At 65.4% G+C, this 15391-nt stretch carries 13 protein-coding genes; 8 read left to right on the top strand and 5 right to left on the bottom strand.

Annotation, left to right across the window (positions count from 1 at the left end; all coding sequences use genetic code 11):
- Positions 1 to 133: 133 nt before the first annotated feature.
- Positions 134 to 1057 carry an SMP-30/gluconolactonase/LRE family protein gene (locus LH128_RS20030; RefSeq protein WP_008831507.1) on the bottom strand — a complete coding sequence of 308 codons (924 nt, stop codon included), beginning with the start codon at positions 1055 to 1057 and terminating at the stop codon, positions 134 to 136.
- Between the two features lie 150 nt (positions 1058 to 1207).
- Between LH128_RS20030 and LH128_RS20025 the strand changes: the two genes are divergently transcribed.
- The 7 genes from LH128_RS20025 to glgX all read left to right on the top strand — a co-directional run bounded on the left by LH128_RS20025 (position 1208) and on the right by glgX (position 12437).
- Complete coding sequence (locus LH128_RS20025) at positions 1208 to 2170, top strand: hydroxyacid dehydrogenase (RefSeq protein WP_008831506.1); 963 nt, start codon at positions 1208 to 1210, stop codon at positions 2168 to 2170.
- Positions 2167 to 2889, top strand: a complete 723-nt coding sequence (locus LH128_RS20020; RefSeq protein WP_008831505.1) for a 4-carboxy-4-hydroxy-2-oxoadipate aldolase/oxaloacetate decarboxylase — start codon at positions 2167 to 2169, stop codon at positions 2887 to 2889. The genes LH128_RS20025 and LH128_RS20020 overlap by 4 nt, the downstream gene beginning before the upstream one ends.
- A 219-nt stretch (positions 2890 to 3108) precedes the next feature.
- Positions 3109 to 5538, top strand: a complete 2430-nt coding sequence (locus tag LH128_RS20015) for a glycogen/starch/alpha-glucan phosphorylase (protein WP_008831504.1) — start codon at positions 3109 to 3111, stop codon at positions 5536 to 5538.
- Complete coding sequence (gene glgB, locus LH128_RS20010) at positions 5535 to 7709, top strand: 1,4-alpha-glucan branching protein GlgB (RefSeq protein ID WP_008831503.1); 2175 nt, start codon at positions 5535 to 5537, stop codon at positions 7707 to 7709. The genes LH128_RS20015 and glgB overlap by 4 nt, the downstream gene beginning before the upstream one ends.
- A gap of 178 nt (positions 7710 to 7887) precedes the next feature.
- Entirely contained in the window at positions 7888 to 9150 is a 1263-nt protein-coding gene (gene glgC, locus LH128_RS20005; protein WP_008831502.1) for a glucose-1-phosphate adenylyltransferase, read from the top strand.
- Positions 9151 to 9174: 24 nt separating this feature from the next.
- Entirely contained in the window at positions 9175 to 10641 is a 1467-nt protein-coding gene (gene glgA, locus LH128_RS20000; protein WP_008831501.1) for a glycogen synthase GlgA, read from the top strand.
- Positions 10638 to 12437: a glycogen debranching protein GlgX gene (glgX, locus tag LH128_RS19995; protein ID WP_037520492.1), complete on the top strand. Its 1800-nt coding sequence runs from the start codon at positions 10638 to 10640 to the stop codon at positions 12435 to 12437. The genes glgA and glgX overlap by 4 nt, the downstream gene beginning before the upstream one ends.
- Positions 12438 to 12463: 26 nt before the next feature.
- Here the strand turns inward: glgX and LH128_RS19990 are convergent, their stop codons facing one another.
- The 4 genes from LH128_RS19990 to LH128_RS19975 form a co-directional block, all read right to left on the bottom strand.
- A complete protein-coding gene (locus tag LH128_RS19990) occupies positions 12464 to 13378 on the bottom strand; it encodes a response regulator (protein ID WP_008831499.1) in 915 nt (304 codons plus the stop codon).
- Between the two features lie 138 nt (positions 13379 to 13516).
- The gene (locus LH128_RS19985; RefSeq protein WP_008831498.1) at positions 13517 to 13978 is read right to left on the bottom strand and encodes a hypothetical protein; all 462 of its coding nucleotides are present in this window, start codon (positions 13976 to 13978) and stop codon (positions 13517 to 13519) included.
- 1 nt (position 13979) lies between these two features.
- Positions 13980 to 14420, bottom strand: coding sequence for a TadE/TadG family type IV pilus assembly protein (locus tag LH128_RS19980; RefSeq protein ID WP_008831497.1), 441 nt, complete (start codon positions 14418 to 14420; stop codon positions 13980 to 13982).
- 13 nt (positions 14421 to 14433) lie between these two features.
- The gene (locus LH128_RS19975; RefSeq protein ID WP_327195223.1) at positions 14434 to 14604 is read right to left on the bottom strand and encodes a Flp family type IVb pilin; all 171 of its coding nucleotides are present in this window, start codon (positions 14602 to 14604) and stop codon (positions 14434 to 14436) included.
- A 113-nt stretch (positions 14605 to 14717) separates the two neighbouring features.
- On the opposite strand from LH128_RS19975, the gene LH128_RS19970 reads away from it, so the two are divergent.
- A partial coding sequence (locus LH128_RS19970; RefSeq protein ID WP_008831495.1) for a GGDEF domain-containing protein occupies positions 14718 to 15391 on the top strand: 674 nt, incomplete at its 3' end.

Raw genomic sequence — 15391 nt, 5'->3', positions numbered from 1 at the left:
AATTCCTCCCCGAGCTTGTCTCGGGGAGGTGGCAGCCCGTCAGGGCTGACGGAGGGGGAATTGTTCGAACTCTCCCCCTCCACCATCGACTACGTCGCCGGCCCCCCTCCCCGAGCAAGCTCGGGGAGGAACTTTAGATCGTTGCCGCGTGGATCGCCCGACCGGCTACCGGCATCTCGACCTTGTAGACCGTCCCGGTGCTCGATTCCGTAAAGAACAGCCACCTGTTCCCCGGCCCGCCGTAGGCCGCGTTGGTGGTGTAGCGCCCCTCCGGAACGTCGATCCGCAGCATCGGCTCACCCCGGTCGGAGAACAGCCACACCGCGCCGAAGCCGACATGGCAGACGACGAGGTTGTCGTTCTCATCGATGGTCAGCCCGTCCGGACCGGAGCCGCCGGAAAGCTGGATATAGGTCCCGACCTTGGAGATCACCTCGCCGCCATTGACGAGAGGACAACGCCACACCGCATTGGCGCGCGTCACGGCAAGGTAAAGCGCGGTCTCCGCCTTGTTGAGCACGAGGCCGTTGGGGCTGGGAATGCCGTCCAGCATCAATTCCAGCCGCCCGGTCCCGGCGCGGACGCGAAACAGGCGGCCGTTGGGGTTCTGCCAGCCCGACTGGCCCTGGTCGGTGAACCAGATGTCGCCGTTCTTCGCGATCGTCAGGTCGTTGCAGCCCAGGAACGGTTCGAGCAGATAGCGATCGAACCACGTCTCCGACTGGCCGGTGGCGGGGTCGCAGATGACCATGCCCTTGTGGTGGTCGGCCACCAGCAGGCGGCCATCGTTCAGGAATTTCATGCCGTTGGGCTGGCCGTCGTATTTGAAACCCACCTCGCATGTCCCATCCGGGCTGATCCGGAACAGTCGGCCCCAGGGAATGTCGGTGACCCACAGGTTGCCCGCCGCATCGAAGACCGGACCTTCGAGGAACACAGGTGCGGCGGCGCCGTGAAGCTGGACCTGCGCCCACTGCGTACTTTCGCCGAAGCGGCGGAACTTGTCGGGAATACGGCAGAACACTTCCGCGGTGACGGCGGGCGGGGCGGCGAACATTGTCCTCTCCTTCGATTGATCGCCCGGACGGGAAGTGCCGGGATCGGATACATGTTATAGGCCGTCAACCGTATTGCAGCTTGACCCTTCGGCAAAGGCCTTTCACCGTCAGGCCATCTGAAATCGTCCCAATGGTATACATCAACAACAATGTCCAAGGATACCCCCACCCCCGTCCGAGAGTGCGTCTGCATCGTCGATCCGATCCATCCGTCAGGAGTGGAGCGCATCGCGGCGGCGCATGACGTCATCGGACTCGACGATCCCAGAGTGGCCGAAACGACCGTGCTCGTCATCCGCACCAGCCCGCTGGGGCCAGAAATCTTCGGGGCGATGCACGGCCTCAAAGCCATCGTGAAGCACGGTGCCGGCGTGGACAACATCGCCATTCCCGCCGCTACCCAGCAAGGGGTGATGGTCGCCAACACGCCGGGCGGCAACAACTCCACCGCTGTCGCGGAAGGCGCGGTGGCGCTGATGCTCGGCCTGCTGCGCCGCACGCGCGATATGGATGCCCTCGTGCGCGAGGGGCGCTGGGACGAACGTTGGGGCATCCGCCTCGGCGACCTCACCGGTGCCCGCGTCGGTCTGATCGGCTTCGGCCGGATCGCCCGGCAAGTCGCCAAGATCTGCGGCGCCGGGTTCGGGTGTGAGGTGCTGGCCTTTGATCCTGTGGTGTCCGATGCTGAAGTGCGCGCCGCAGGTGTCGAACCGGCAGACCTGACGGGCGTGCTCGGCTGCGACATCGTATCCATTCACGTGCCCCTGACCGAGGGCACCCGCAACCTCATCGATACCGTCGAGCTGGGCATGATGAAGCCGCACGCGCTGCTGGTGAACTGCTCTCGCGGAGGGATCGTCAACGAGGCAGCACTGGCCGAGGCGCTGCGCTGCGGCCAGATCGCGGGCGCGGGTATCGACGTGTTCGAGGCCGAACCGCCCGCTGCCGACCACCCGTTGTTCGGCCTCTCCAACTGCCTGCTCTCGCCCCACGTCGCGGGCGTGACCGAGGCGGGGATGAAGGACATGGCGCTTCATGTCGCCGCCGTCATCGACACCGTCAGCCGGGGCGAAGTCCCCGCCACCCTGCTCAACCCGGAGGTTCTGCCGTGACCGCGCCCACCAAGTCCGTGATCTATGCCAGGGTGCACCGCCCCGACCCGGCGCTCATCGCCCGCGCCGCGAAGTTCGGCATCGCCGACCTGCACGAAGGCCTTGGCGAGATCGCCGGGCGCATGTGCCTGATGAGCCCGGCCATGGTCCCCATCGCGCCCGGCCAGAAGGTCTGCGGTCCGGCGGTGACGGCGTGGAATTTCCCGGGCGATAACCTCGCCATCCATGCCGCACTTTATACCGCCGAGGCGGGCGACGTGCTGGTCCTGACCAACGGTGGCGGGCATCAGGGCGCGCTGTGGGGCGACGTCGCTTGCACGTTCGCGCAGAAGAAGGGCCTCGTCGGCACCGTCGTCCATGGCGCCACGCGCGACGTCGATGCGATCCGGGACCTCGGCTATCCGGTCTGGTCTACCGCCGTCTCTCCCGAACACCCCAAGAAGCGCGGCCCGGCTACGGTCAACGTGCCGATCGTGGTCGATAGCGTGCTGGTGGAGCCGGGCGACCTGATCGTCGGCGATTCGGACGGCGTTCTGGTGATCCCGCGCGCGCTGCTGGAACTGGCCGTCACGAATGCCGAGGCCCGCGCAGCCAACGAGGTCGAGTTCCGCCGCCGTATCGGCGAGGGCGAAGTGCTGTTCGACGTCCTCGGCATGCGCAAGCTGGTCGCCGACCTCGGCATCGAGATCAAGGACTGCACCTGGGAGGAGGACCGCTAGGTCCATGCAGGAGGCCGGGGCTGCCTTGCGCGGCTCCGGTCTTTCCCGGGCAGGAAAATCATTGCCGCACTGCACAATCTCTCTTGCCGCATCGCAAGCCTGTGCTAGCCATTACTCCTTAGGAACGGGAAGGGGGCGTCGCCTTCGTCCTGGCATCAACCGGCCCGTCCCGTCGAGCCGTATTCGGTACGTCGGCATGGCCTGCTATGGAGTGTGCTCATGGCCAGCGAACCCGTGTCCGACATCAAGCAAGACGCCGTCTCGCAGATGGAAAAGGACATCCTGCGCGTCCTGCGTCGCCGCATCGGCAAGGATCAGCGCGCGGCCAAGCAGCATGACTGGTACGCATCCTCGATCCTGACCTTGCGCGATCACATCATCGACGCGTGGATCGAATCGACCCAGCGGACGTACGAGGCGGGCGGCAAGCGCGTCTACTACCTCTCGATGGAGTTCCTGATCGGTCGCCTGCTGCGCGACGCGCTCTCGAACCTGGGCGTCACGCGCGACATGGAGAAGGCCCTCGCTTCCTTCGGCCTCGACCTTGCCGAACTGGAGGAGCTGGAGCCCGACGCGGCGCTCGGCAACGGCGGCCTCGGGCGTCTGGCGGCGTGCTTCATGGAGAGCCTCGCGACGCTCGACATTCCGGCTTACGGCTACGGCATCCGCTACGTGAACGGCATGTTTCGCCAGCGCATCGACGACGGCTGGCAGGTCGAACTGCCCGAGACCTGGCTCGCTCACGGCAATCCGTGGGAGTTCGAGCGGCTGGAGAGCACCTACCGCATCGGCTTCGGCGGCGAGGTCGTGGCCAAGGGCGACGGCGTCATGTGGAACGCAGCCGAGGAAGTGGACGCCACCGCCGTCGATACCCCGGTGGTCGGCTGGCGCGGCAAGCGCGTCAACACGCTGCGGCTGTGGACCGCCAACCCGATCGACCCGCTGAAGCTTGACGCCTTTAACGCCGGCGACCACTTCGGCGCGCTGGCGGAGAAGGTGCGGGCCGAGGCGCTGGTGCGCGTGCTCTATCCGGCCGACTCCAGCCCGGCGGGCCAGGAACTGCGGCTGCGGCAGGAGTATTTCTTCACCGCCGCCTCGATCCAGGACATCGTGCGCCGCCACGTCCAGTACGAGGGCGATATCCGCACCCTGCCGGACAAGGCCGCGATCCAGCTCAACGACACGCATCCCTCGGTCGCCGTCGCCGAACTGATGCGCGTTCTGGTCGACCTCGAAGGGCTGGAGTTCAACGAGGCGTGGGAGGTCACCAAGAAGACCATCTCCTACACCAACCACACCCTTCTGCCCGAGGCGCTGGAAACCTGGCCGCTGCCGCTGTTCGAGCGCCTGCTGCCGCGTCACATGCAGATCATCTACGCGATCAACAGCCGCGTCCTGCGCGAAGCGCGCAAGGCGGGCCTGACCGACGCGCAGATCGCCGCGATCAGCCTCATCGACGAGAGCGGGGAGCGCCGCGTGCGCATGGCGAACCTCGCGTTCGTGGGCGCGCACTCGATCAACGGCGTCGCCGCGCTGCATACCGACCTGATGAAGGAGACGGTCTTCGCCGATCTCCACGCGCTCTACCCGAGCCGGATCAACAACAAGACCAACGGCGTCACCCCGCGCCGCTGGCTGCAGCAGTGCAATCCCGGGCTCACCAAGGTCATCAGGGACGCCATCGGCCCTGAATTCCTGGACGACGCGGCGAAGCTGTCCGACCTCAACGCGCTGGCGGACGACGCCGCGCTGGGTGAGCGCATCGCGGAGGTCAAGCGATCGAACAAGGTCGCGCTGGCGGACTACATTAAGCGCACGATGGGCATCCGCCTCGATCCCGACGCGATGTTCGACGTCCAGATCAAGCGCATCCACGAATACAAGCGCCAGCTGCTCAACCTGATCGAGACGGTCGCACTCTACGACCAGATCCGCAGCCATCCCGAGCGCGACTGGGTGCCGCGCGTCAAGATCTTCGGCGGCAAGGCGGCGTCGAGCTATCACAACGCCAAGCTCATCATCAAACTGGCCAACGACATCGCCCGGCGCGTCAATTCCGACCCCTCGGTCGGCGGGCTGCTCAAGGTCGTCTACGTGCCCAACTACAATGTCAGCCTGGCCGAGCGGATCATCCCCGCCGCCGACCTGTCGGAGCAGATTTCGACCGCGGGCATGGAAGCCTCGGGCACGGGCAACATGAAATTCGCCCTCAACGGCGCGCTGACGATCGGCACGCTCGACGGCGCCAATGTCGAGATCAAGGAACACGTCGGCGACGAGAACATCGTCATCTTCGGCCTCACCGCTGAGGAAGTCGCCGCCAAGCGCGCCGAGGGCTACAACCCGCGCGCCATCATCGAGGAATCGCGCGAGCTGGGGCAGGCCCTGTCGGCCATCGCCTCGGGCGTGTTCTCGCACGACGATCCGCACCGCTACGAAGGGCTGGTCAACGGCATCTACGAGCATGACTGGTTCATGTGCGCCGCCGATTTCGACAGCTACACCGCCGCCCAGCGCGAAGTCGACGCGCGGTGGGAGAACAAGGCGGGCTGGCGCGCCTCGGCAATCCGGAACATCGCCAACGTCGGTTGGTTCTCCTCGGACCGTACTATCTCCGAGTACGCCAAGGACATCTGGAAAGTTCTGTGAAGCCAACGGAAAGCGCTCTCGAATCCCTGCTTCTAGGAACCAACGCAGATCCGTTCTCGCTGCTCGGCACCCATGCCGGGCCGGACGGGACGCACCTGAGGGCGATCCTTCCGGGCGCCGAGACTGTCGAGGCGTTCAGCCTCGACGGGCACTGGCTCGGCAAGCTCGACAAGGTCGATCCGCGCTACCTGTTCGAAGGACGGCTACGTATCAAGCCGCAGCCGATCCGCTACCGCTGCACAGCGCACGGGCATGACTGGCTTGTAACCGACCCATATACCTTCGGCCCGGTGCTCGGCCCGGTGGACGACCTGCTGATCGCGCAAGGCACGCATTACCGCCTGTTCGACAAGCTGGGCGCGCACCTGATCGAGCATGAGGGCGCGCACGGCGTCCACTTCGCGGTCTGGGCGCCCAACGCCCGGCAGGTCAGCGTGGTGGGCGACTTCAACGACTGGGACGCCAAGCGCCACGTCATGCGCGCCCGCGCCGATATCGGCGTGTGGGAAATCTTCATCCCCGACATCGGCGATTACCGCGCCTACAAGTACCACGTGGTCGGCGCCGACGGCATGGTGCAGCCGCTGAAAGCCGATCCCTTCGCCTTCATGTCGGAAATCCGGCCGGACAACGCCTCGGTCACCGCCGTTCCGGCCAAGCTCGACTGGGGCGACAAGGCCCACCGCGAGCACTGGGCCACCGTCGACGCCCGCAAGGTGCCGGTCTCGATCTACGAGGTCCACCCCGGTTCGTGGAAGCGCGACCGCTGGAACTGGTTCCTCGACTGGGATGCGCTGGCCGACGAACTGATCCCCTACGTGGTCGAGATGGGCTTCACCCATATCGAGTTCCTGCCGATCAGCGAGCACCCCTACGATCCTTCGTGGGGTTACCAGACGACCGGCCTCTACGCCCCGACTTCGCGCTTCGGGGAACCTGCCGGCTTCGCCCGCTTCGTCGACGGCGCGCACCGGGCGGGCATCGGCGTCCTGCTCGACTGGGTGCCCGCGCACTTCCCCAAGGACGAGCACGGCCTCTGCCGCTTCGACGGCACCGCGCTTTACGAACATGCGGACCCGAAGCTGGGCCAGCAGCCCGACTGGGGCACGCTGATCTACAACTTCGGCCGCCGCGAGGTCGCCAGCTTCCTGCTCAACAACGCGCTGTTCTGGGCCGAGCGCTACCACGTCGACGGGCTGCGCGTGGATGCCGTCGCCTCGATGCTCTACCGCGACTACTCGCGCAAGGCGGGCGAGTGGATCGCCAATCAGGACGGTGGCCGCGAGAACTGGGAGGCGGTGGAATTCCTGCGCGAAGTCAACCGCGCCGTCTACCGCGAGCACCCCGGCTTCATGACCATCGCCGAGGAATCGACGGCATGGCCCGGCGTCACCCAGCCCGCCTACGAAGGCGACGGTGGGGGGCGGGAGACCGCGCTGGGCTTCGGGTTCAAGTGGAACATGGGCTTCATGCACGACACGCTGCGCTACATGGCGCGCGATTCCGTGCACCGGAAATACCACCATGAAGACCTGACCTTCGGCCTCGTCTACGCCTTTTCCGAGAACTACGTCCTGCCGCTCAGCCATGACGAAGTGGTTCACGGCAAGGGCTCGTTGCTGGGCAAGATGAGCGGCGACGACTGGCAGAAGTTCGCGAACCTGCGCGCCTACTACGCCTTCATGTGGGCCTATCCGGGCAAGAAGCTGCTGTTCATGGGGCAGGAATTCGCTCAGCGCCGCGAATGGAGCGAGGAGCGCGCGCTCGACTGGGACTTGCGCGATGCCCCCGCGCACGAAGGCGTGCGCAATCTGGTGAAGGACCTCAACCGCCTCTATCGCACCAAGCCCGCGCTTCACGCAGGGGATTGCGATCCCGAGGGCTTCGAGTGGCTGATCGTCGACGACAAGGAGAACTGCGTCTTCGCCTGGCTGCGCAAGGCACCGGGGGCGAAGCCGGTCGCGGTGATCGCCAACATGACGCCCACGATGCGCGTCGAGTATCGCATCCCCCTGCCGATCGACGGCAAGTGGAGTGAAGTGCTCAACAGCGATTCCGTCCACTACGGCGGCACCGGCAAGGGCAACCTCGGTCAGGTGAAGGCGTTGGACGGGCAGGCGACGGTAACCTTGCCGCCATTGGCCACGATCATGCTCGAATACGCCGGATAAGACGATGAACCCGCCTCACCTGTTCGTCATTGCGAGCGCAGCGAAGCAATCCAGGGCCGTTTTACGCCGCCCTGGATTGCTTCGCTGCGCTCGCAATGACGAACGATGGTGGTGACGGGACACCCTGAATTACCCAACCACGTTTCCAATCAGACACATAACTACGGAGAGACATAAAATGAGACCAGCTTCCGGCTCGCCGCTCGCGCGCGATGCCATGGCCTATGTCCTGGCCGGCGGACGAGGCAGCCGCCTGAGGGAGCTGACCGACAATCGCGCCAAGCCCGCCGTCTACTTCGGCGGCAAGGCCCGGATCATCGACTTCGCGCTGTCGAACGCGATCAACTCGGGCATCCGCCGCATCGGCGTCGCCACGCAGTACAAGGCGCATAGCCTGATCCGCCACATGCAGCGCGCGTGGAACTTCATGCGCCCCGAGCGTAACGAGAGCTTCGACATCCTCCCCGCCAGCCAGCGCATTTCCGAGCTGCTATGGTACGAGGGCACCGCCGATGCGGTTTACCAGAACATCGACATCATCCAGCCGCACGCGCCCAAGTACATGGTGATCCTGGCGGGCGACCACGTCTACAAGATGGACTACGAGCTGATGCTGCAGGAGCACGTCAACTCGGGTGCGGACGTGACCGTGGGCTGCCTCGTCGTGCCGCGCATGGAGGCGGTGGCCTTCGGCGTCATGCACGTCGATGCCGAGGACCGCATCACCGCCTTCGTCGAGAAACCCGCCGATCCGCCGGGCATTCCGGGGCAGGAGGACATGGCGCTGGCCTCTATGGGCATCTACGTGTTCAACACGGATTTCCTGTTCGAGCAGCTGCGCCGCGACGCCGCCGACCCCGACAGCAAGCGCGATTTCGGCGGCGACATCATCCCCTACATCGTCAAGCACGGCAAAGCGCAGGCCCATCGCTTCACCAACAGCTGCATCCGTGCGGCCGAGGAGATCGAGGAATACTGGCGCGACGCGGGCACCCTCGACGCCTATTTCGACGCCAACCTCGACCTTACCGACACCGTGCCCAAGCTCGACATGTACGACCGCGAATGGCCGATCTGGTCGGACTCGGTGGTCGCCGCGCCGGCCAAGTTCGTCCATGACGAAGACGGGCGGCGGGGCCATGCGATCTCGTCGCTGATCTCGAACGACTGCATCGTCTCGGGCGCTCTGGCCCGGCGCTCTCTGCTGATGACGGGCGTGAAGATGGGCAGCTTCTCCAGCGTGGAAGAGGGCGTGATCCTGCCCTATTGCAACATCGGCCGCAGCGCCCAGCTCAAGCGCGTGATCGTCGATTCCGGCGTGCGCATCCCCGAGGGGCTGGTCGTCGGCGAGGACCCCGAACTCGACGCCCGCCGCTTCCGCCGCACCGAGAACGGCGTATGCCTGATCACCAAGCCGATGATCGACCGGCTGGGCCTGTGATGGTGAAACTGTGATGGTGAAACCGTGACCTCGCTGAAAGTCCTGTCCGTTGCCTCCGAGGCGGTGCCGCTGGTCAAGACCGGCGGCCTTGCCGACGTCGCGGGCGCGCTGCCCGGCGCCCTCGCCCCGCACGGGGTGGAGATGACCACGCTGCTGCCCGGCTATCCCTCGGTGCTGGCGGCGTTGGGACGGCGGCCCAAAGTGGTCCACGCATGGGACTCGCTGCTCGGCACCCCGGCGCGGCTGCTGGCGGGCACCTTGCCCGATGGCCACCCGCTGCTGGTGCTCGATGCCCCGGCGCTCTACTCGCGGGAGGGAGGCCCTTACTCCGACGCTGCCGGGATCGACTGGGCGGACAACTGGCAGCGCTTCGCCGCTCTCGGAAAAGCCGCTGCCGAGATCGCAGGCGGGGTGATCGTCAAGCGGGGCAAGCCACAGGGCTTCGATGTGCTCCATGCGCACGACTGGCAGGCCGCCATGGCCCCCGCATACCTGCGTTACGTGCCGCTGGGTGCCGCTGGGTGCCGTTCGGTCATCACCATCCACAACATGGCTTTTCAGGGCTGGTTTGCTCCCGAAGTCTTTGATCGAATTGAACTTCCTTCAAGCGCATGGGCACTCGACGGCGTCGAATACCACGGCGGCTTGGGAATGCTGAAAGCGGGCCTCTCCAGCGCCGATGCGATCACCACCGTCAGCCCTACATATGCCCGCGAAATCCGCTCCACCGTGTTCGGAATGGGCCTCGAAGGCCTGATCGTGGAGCGCGGCGGCGCGGTTCACGGCATCCTCAACGGCATCGACGCAAACGTGTGGAATCCGGCTTCCGACGCGGCTTTGGCGGCCCCTTACAGCCACCGCACGCTCGACAAGCGCCGCGCCAACAAGCGCACCCTGGAGGCCGAATTCGGCCTCGACGAAAGCGACGGCCCGATCTTCGTCGTCGTCACCCGCCTGACCTGGCAGAAGGGTATGGACGTCCTCCCGGACGTCCTCGACCACCTCGTCGGAATCGGCGGAAGACTGGCACTTCTGGGCTCCGGCGACGCTGCGCTGGAGCGCGCCCTGATCGAAGGCGCCGCCCGCCATCCCGGCCGCGTCGGCATCCGCATCGGCTACGACGAGGCGCTGTCCCACCGCATGCAGGCGGGCGGCGACGCGATCCTCATCCCCTCGCGCTTCGAGCCTTGCGGCCTGACGCAGCTCTACGGCCTTGCCTATGGCTGCCTGCCCGTCGTCGCCCGCACCGGGGGGCTGGCGGACACCGTGATCGACGCGAATCCGGCCGCTCTGGCCGCAGGCTGCGCCACCGGCGTCCAGTTCGACGGCGTCACTTACGACGATCTGGCGGCGGCTATTACCCGTACGGTCCAGCTTCACGCCCAGCCGGAAGTGTGGGAACGTCTTCAGAAAAACGCCATGAAGAGCGACTTCTCCTGGGTAGCGAGCGGAAAGGCCTACGCCGACCTCTATCGCACGCTGACGGCGTGACGAGCCTCGGCGCCAGTGTGGAGGCGGGCTGGACCCGCTTCGCGGTACGCTCCCCCCGCGCCGAAGCTATGTGGCTGTGCCTCTTCGACGGCGAAGAGGAAACCCGCCACCCGATGGAGCGCGAGGGCGACAACTGGACCCTGAGCCTCCCTGCCGACGTCTCCGGGGCACGCTACGGGTATCGCGCGGAAGGACGCTGGGAACCCGCCGAGGGGCACTGGTTCGATGCGTCCAAGCTGCTGGTGGACCCTTACGCCGTCGAACTGGATCGCCGCTTTATCCAGAGCCCGCGCCTCGCTGCTTTTGGAGACGATACCGCCGATATCATCCCGCGATCGATCGTTGCCGCACCCATCAAGGTCGCCCCGATTAAACCGCCGCGCTTCGCGCGCGGCGCGCTGGTCTACGAACTCAACGTGCGGGCCTTTACCATGCTCCACCCCGACGTCCCCGAGGCCCTGCGCGGCACCGTGGCGGCGCTGGCGCATCCAGCCGTACTGGACCACCTTACCCGCCTGCATGTTTCCGCCGTCGAGTTGATGCCGATCGTGGCGTGGATCGACGAAAGGCACCTGCCCCCGCTGGGGCTGGTGAATTCGTGGGGCTACAATCCGGTGGCGATGATGGCGCTGGACCCTGGCCTGTGCCCCGGCGGCGTCGAGGAACTGCGCCGGACCGTCGCCGCCCTCCATGATGCGGGGATCGGCGTGCTGCTCGATATGGTGTTCAACCATTCGGGCGAAAGCGATGTGCAGGGCGGCGTCCTTTCGCTGCGCGGTCTCGACGATGCGATGTATGCACATGCCCCGAACGGACAACTGATCAACGACACGGGGTGCGGCAATACGCTGGACTTCGCCAATCCCGCCGTCCGCGAACTGACACTCCACGCAATGCGCCATTTCGTTGTCCAGTGCGGCATCGACGGGTTCCGGTTCGACCTTGCCCCGATCATGGCGCGCGGCCCGGGCTTCGCTTCGGATGCACCGATCTTCGCCGAGATCGCCGCCGATGCCGTGCTGGCGGACCGGGTCCTGATCGCCGAGCCATGGGACATCGGGCCGGGAGGTTATCAGCTCGGCCAGTTCCCCGCGAACTGGCTCGAATGGAACGACCGCTTTCGCGACGATGTCCGCCGCTTCTGGAAGGGTGAAGGCAATATCGGCACCCTGGCCACGCGCCTCGCCGGATCGACCGATATCTTCGGCTCGCAATCGCCGCATGAGGGCTGCCGCTCGGTAAACTTCCTAGCCGCGCACGACGGCTTCACGCTTGCCGACACGGTATCCTACGAGCAGCGCCACAACCAGGCCAACGGCGAGGACAATCGCGACGGTCATGGCGAGAACTTCAGCTGGAACAACGGCATCGAAGGCCCGAGCGACGACCCGGCCGTGGCTGCGGCGCGCCGGCGCGATCTGGAAGCCCTGCTCGGCACCCTGTTCGCCTCGACCGGCACGATCATGCTGACCGCCGGAGACGAGTTCGGACGCACGCAGCGCGGCAACAACAACGCCTATTGCCAGGACAACCCGATCGGCTGGATCGACTGGGCGACACGCGACACGGCACTGGAAGAGCATACCTGCGCGCTTTCGGCCGCAAGGGCGGCGAGACTTGCGCTGTTCGAGCGGTTTCCCGAACCGGTAACCTGGCAGAACCGCGAGGGCGAACCGATGACCGTCGCCGACTGGGAGCGTCCGGGCGCCGACTGGCTAGGTTGCAGCGCCAATGCAGATGAGTTCGGTTTCGCAATCGATCGTGCGGCCCGGCAGGTGCTGATCAGGCCGTCTTGATCGCCCGAAGCGGCCGATGGCCAGCTTTATCCGCCGCTGTGCAGTTGCTCCGTCAGATAAACCATGAGCGGCTGTTCGAACTTCGGGTTGATAACCAGGAAATGCCGCCGCTTGTCCTGCTCGTCCGGCAGCCGACATAGCACATCCTCATCGACGAGACGGCGGACCAGTCTGAGCGCAGTGCTCATCGGTGCGCCGGATGCAATGCAGGCGCTCGACACCGACACCCGCCTCGCCTCGATCTTCGCGAGCAGCAGATCGAGCAGCATCGCCCATGTCGGATCGCCGAAGAGTTCGCCACCGCCGATTTCCCGTCGCTTGCTTTCCTTGCGCAGCAAGTCCTTGATGAACTTTCGCAATTGCGCGGAATCGACCTCTCCGCCCGGAAGTACCGGCGCGATTTCCGCCGGTCGGCCGGGATGGGCCGAAGGCACGGGCTCATCGATCAGGCCCGCCAGACGCTGCAATTCTCCGCTCAGTTGCGACATTCTGTCGAGCAGCACCTTGCGCTCGCCCACCGCTTCGGGGAGGCCCTGCACGCGTTGCAAGGCGCGGCGCAGATCGACGGGGCTGATCGGCTTTTCAAGGAAGTCCGCAGCCGATGCGCGCATGGCATCGATCGCGATATCCTTGGTGGCATGTCCGGTCGCGATGATGAAGCGAAGCTGGCGCTCGTGCTCGTCGGCATAGCGCGACAACTCACGAATCAGGGCGATGCCATCAAGGCCGGGCAAGTTGTAATCGACGATCGCAATGGAAATGTCGTGCGTGCGGAACAGCGCCTGCGCCTCGTCCGCGTTCGATGCGACGAAAGGCTCGTATCCCATCTGCCGCAGGGCGAAGGCACATTCCATGCCCCAGTCGGTGTCGTCGTCGACGACAAGCACCGGCGCCACCTGACGAAATACACCGGCTTCCATTGCCGAGGGAATTTCAGACATTCGCGTTGCTCCTTGTGAGATCTCCGCTCCGTTGTCTTCTTCATCGGCATTCTGTGGACCAAGAAGCGCCCCAATGCGTGACCGCCAATTCTTCGGCATCGCGTCTTCCCATTCCAGTTATATTCTAAGAATGCCCCGTCACATTCCCGGTAGATGTTGTTGCATGGCAACCGACACGATTGCTACCGCTAAAATCGCCGAAGCATCTGGACGCCGCCGTACAGCGCCCGCTTTCTGGAACGCAGCCAGCGCGAACAGGGTCAGCAGCGCTACCGCCACCATGGCGAACGTTCCGCTGAAACCCAGCCAGGTCGCTCCCGCGGCCAGCAGCTTGATCTGACCGCCGGTCAGCACGCGGGCGCCAGTGTGCGCCCGAAGCAGCGCCACGGCAAGGCCAGCGATGGCAAGGCTCCCCGCGCCCGCCACGCAGGCCCGGATCAGCCCCGGAACACCGCTCAGCAGCGCCGCGCCGAGAAGCCCAGACGCGGCGAGCACCATGTACAGCCAATCCGGGGTGGTCCGGCCCTCCCAGGGCAGGACCACGACCGGGATGAGCACGAGCAGAAGAAAGGCAAGATAGAAATATCCTGCAGCTTCCATGTCAGTATCCTCCGTTGGTCACCGTCACGCTCGCTGCGACGTTGCTGTCGGGAAGAGGCACGAAGGCCCCGTATTTCATGATCGGACTGCCGGTCATGTCGTAGCGCACCTCGACCCGGAAAGTGCCGCTGGTATCCCCTGCACCCGCCGTGATCTGCGGCTGCGATTTCCCGCCGAGCAGCGAGCCGTAGTTGTCGATCACCGCCTGTGCCCGATTTTGAGCGAGTGCGATTCGCTCGGTAAGGGACAGACCGGCAACCGCCGCCCTCGCCCCCTCGGCAGCCGCCTGTCTCACGCCGATCTGTGCCGTGAAGTAGATCGAATAGACGATCACCGAAAACACGAGGGCAAGCAGCGCCGGAGCGAGCAGGGCAAACTCCAGCGCCGCGAGGCCTCGATCGCATTTCAGCAGTCGGAGCGATCTCCTTGCCGCCATGCGCATGGCACGATCTCCGTCAGGGAAGGAGGTTACCGAACGCGGTCGTGAGGTCGGTCCGGAACGTGGCACCGATCGCCACGATCGCTGCAACCACGATGCCGCCCAGCACTGCATACTCCACTGCGGTCAGGCCGCGCTCATCGGTGCGAAGCCGCGCGACAAGATTAAGGATCGAATTCATCATCATGTACACTCCCCAAATCCCTCCATGGTCGAGAGAGGCGGATGCGGGCCGAAGGGGCTCCCGCAGCGCCATATTTTGAAACTAGATCAGCACCGGCGGCCATCGCGCTTCTGTTCATGGCGACAACCTCCACCGTGATCGTAGAGCGGCGGCGCTCGATACGGCCCGCCTCGGCACCCGGCGCGCAACCGTCCAGCGATGATGCGGCTACCCTGCCGTTCCAATGCGAGTTCGGACACGACGATGCACACTGGCACTGGCAAACCGATGCGACCCGGCGTCTGACCGAGGTATCACGCGGGTTCGCACTGGCGACCGGGCGCGATCCATCCGATCTGAAAGGCATTTCGCTGCGCAGACTGATCGCCGGAGCACGTGCCGGAGACGCGCCTTCCGATGGGACCGAACTTGCCGAGCGCATGAAACGCCGTGAGGATTTCTCTGGCCTTGCCATGCAGGTCAGGGTGGACGACCGGCCGCGCTGGTGGAAACTTTCAGGCGAGCCGCACTACCAGGAAGGCATATTCACCGGCTATCGCGGCACCGGCTGCGACATTACCGAAAGCCGCGTAACTCTCGAAATGATGACCCGACTGGCGCATTATGATGCGCTGACCGGGTTGCCGAATAGGGCAAAACTCACTGAAGTACTGGCTGCGGCGCTCGATCGCAGCGGGCTGCGGCGGCGTAATGCCTGCGCGTTCCTGATGATCGATCTCGATCGCTTCAAGGCGGTGAACGACACGCTCGGCCACGACGTCGGCGACACCTTGCTGGCGCGCGTCGCCGA

The organism is Sphingomonas sp. LH128 (assembly GCF_000293195.2).
GTDB classification, from domain to species: domain Bacteria; phylum Pseudomonadota; class Alphaproteobacteria; order Sphingomonadales; family Sphingomonadaceae; genus Novosphingobium; species Novosphingobium resinovorum_A.
Note: the sequence above shows the minus strand (reverse complement) of the source record. Positions and strands in the feature narration are given on the sequence as shown.

Bases quoted from the DNA above. Each gene is read 5' to 3' on its own strand.
- LH128_RS19975 (WP_327195223.1), bottom strand. From the start codon at position 14,604: ATGATGATGAATTCGATCCTTAATCTTGTCGCGCGGCTTCGCACCGAT.
- LH128_RS20025 (WP_008831506.1), top strand. From the start codon at position 1,208: ATGTCCAAGGATACCCCCACCCCCGTCCGAGAGTGCGTCTGCATCGTC.
- glgC (WP_008831502.1), top strand. From the start codon at position 7,888: ATGAGACCAGCTTCCGGCTCGCCGCTCGCGCGCGATGCCATGGCCTAT.
- LH128_RS19985 (WP_008831498.1), bottom strand. From the start codon at position 13,978: ATGGAAGCTGCAGGATATTTCTATCTTGCCTTTCTTCTGCTCGTGCTC.
- LH128_RS20030 (WP_008831507.1), bottom strand. From the start codon at position 1,057: ATGTTCGCCGCCCCGCCCGCCGTCACCGCGGAAGTGTTCTGCCGTATT.
- LH128_RS20015 (WP_008831504.1), top strand. From the start codon at position 3,109: ATGGCCAGCGAACCCGTGTCCGACATCAAGCAAGACGCCGTCTCGCAG.
- LH128_RS19980 (WP_008831497.1), bottom strand. From the start codon at position 14,420: ATGCGCATGGCGGCAAGGAGATCGCTCCGACTGCTGAAATGCGATCGA.
- LH128_RS19990 (WP_008831499.1), bottom strand. From the start codon at position 13,378: ATGTCTGAAATTCCCTCGGCAATGGAAGCCGGTGTATTTCGTCAGGTG.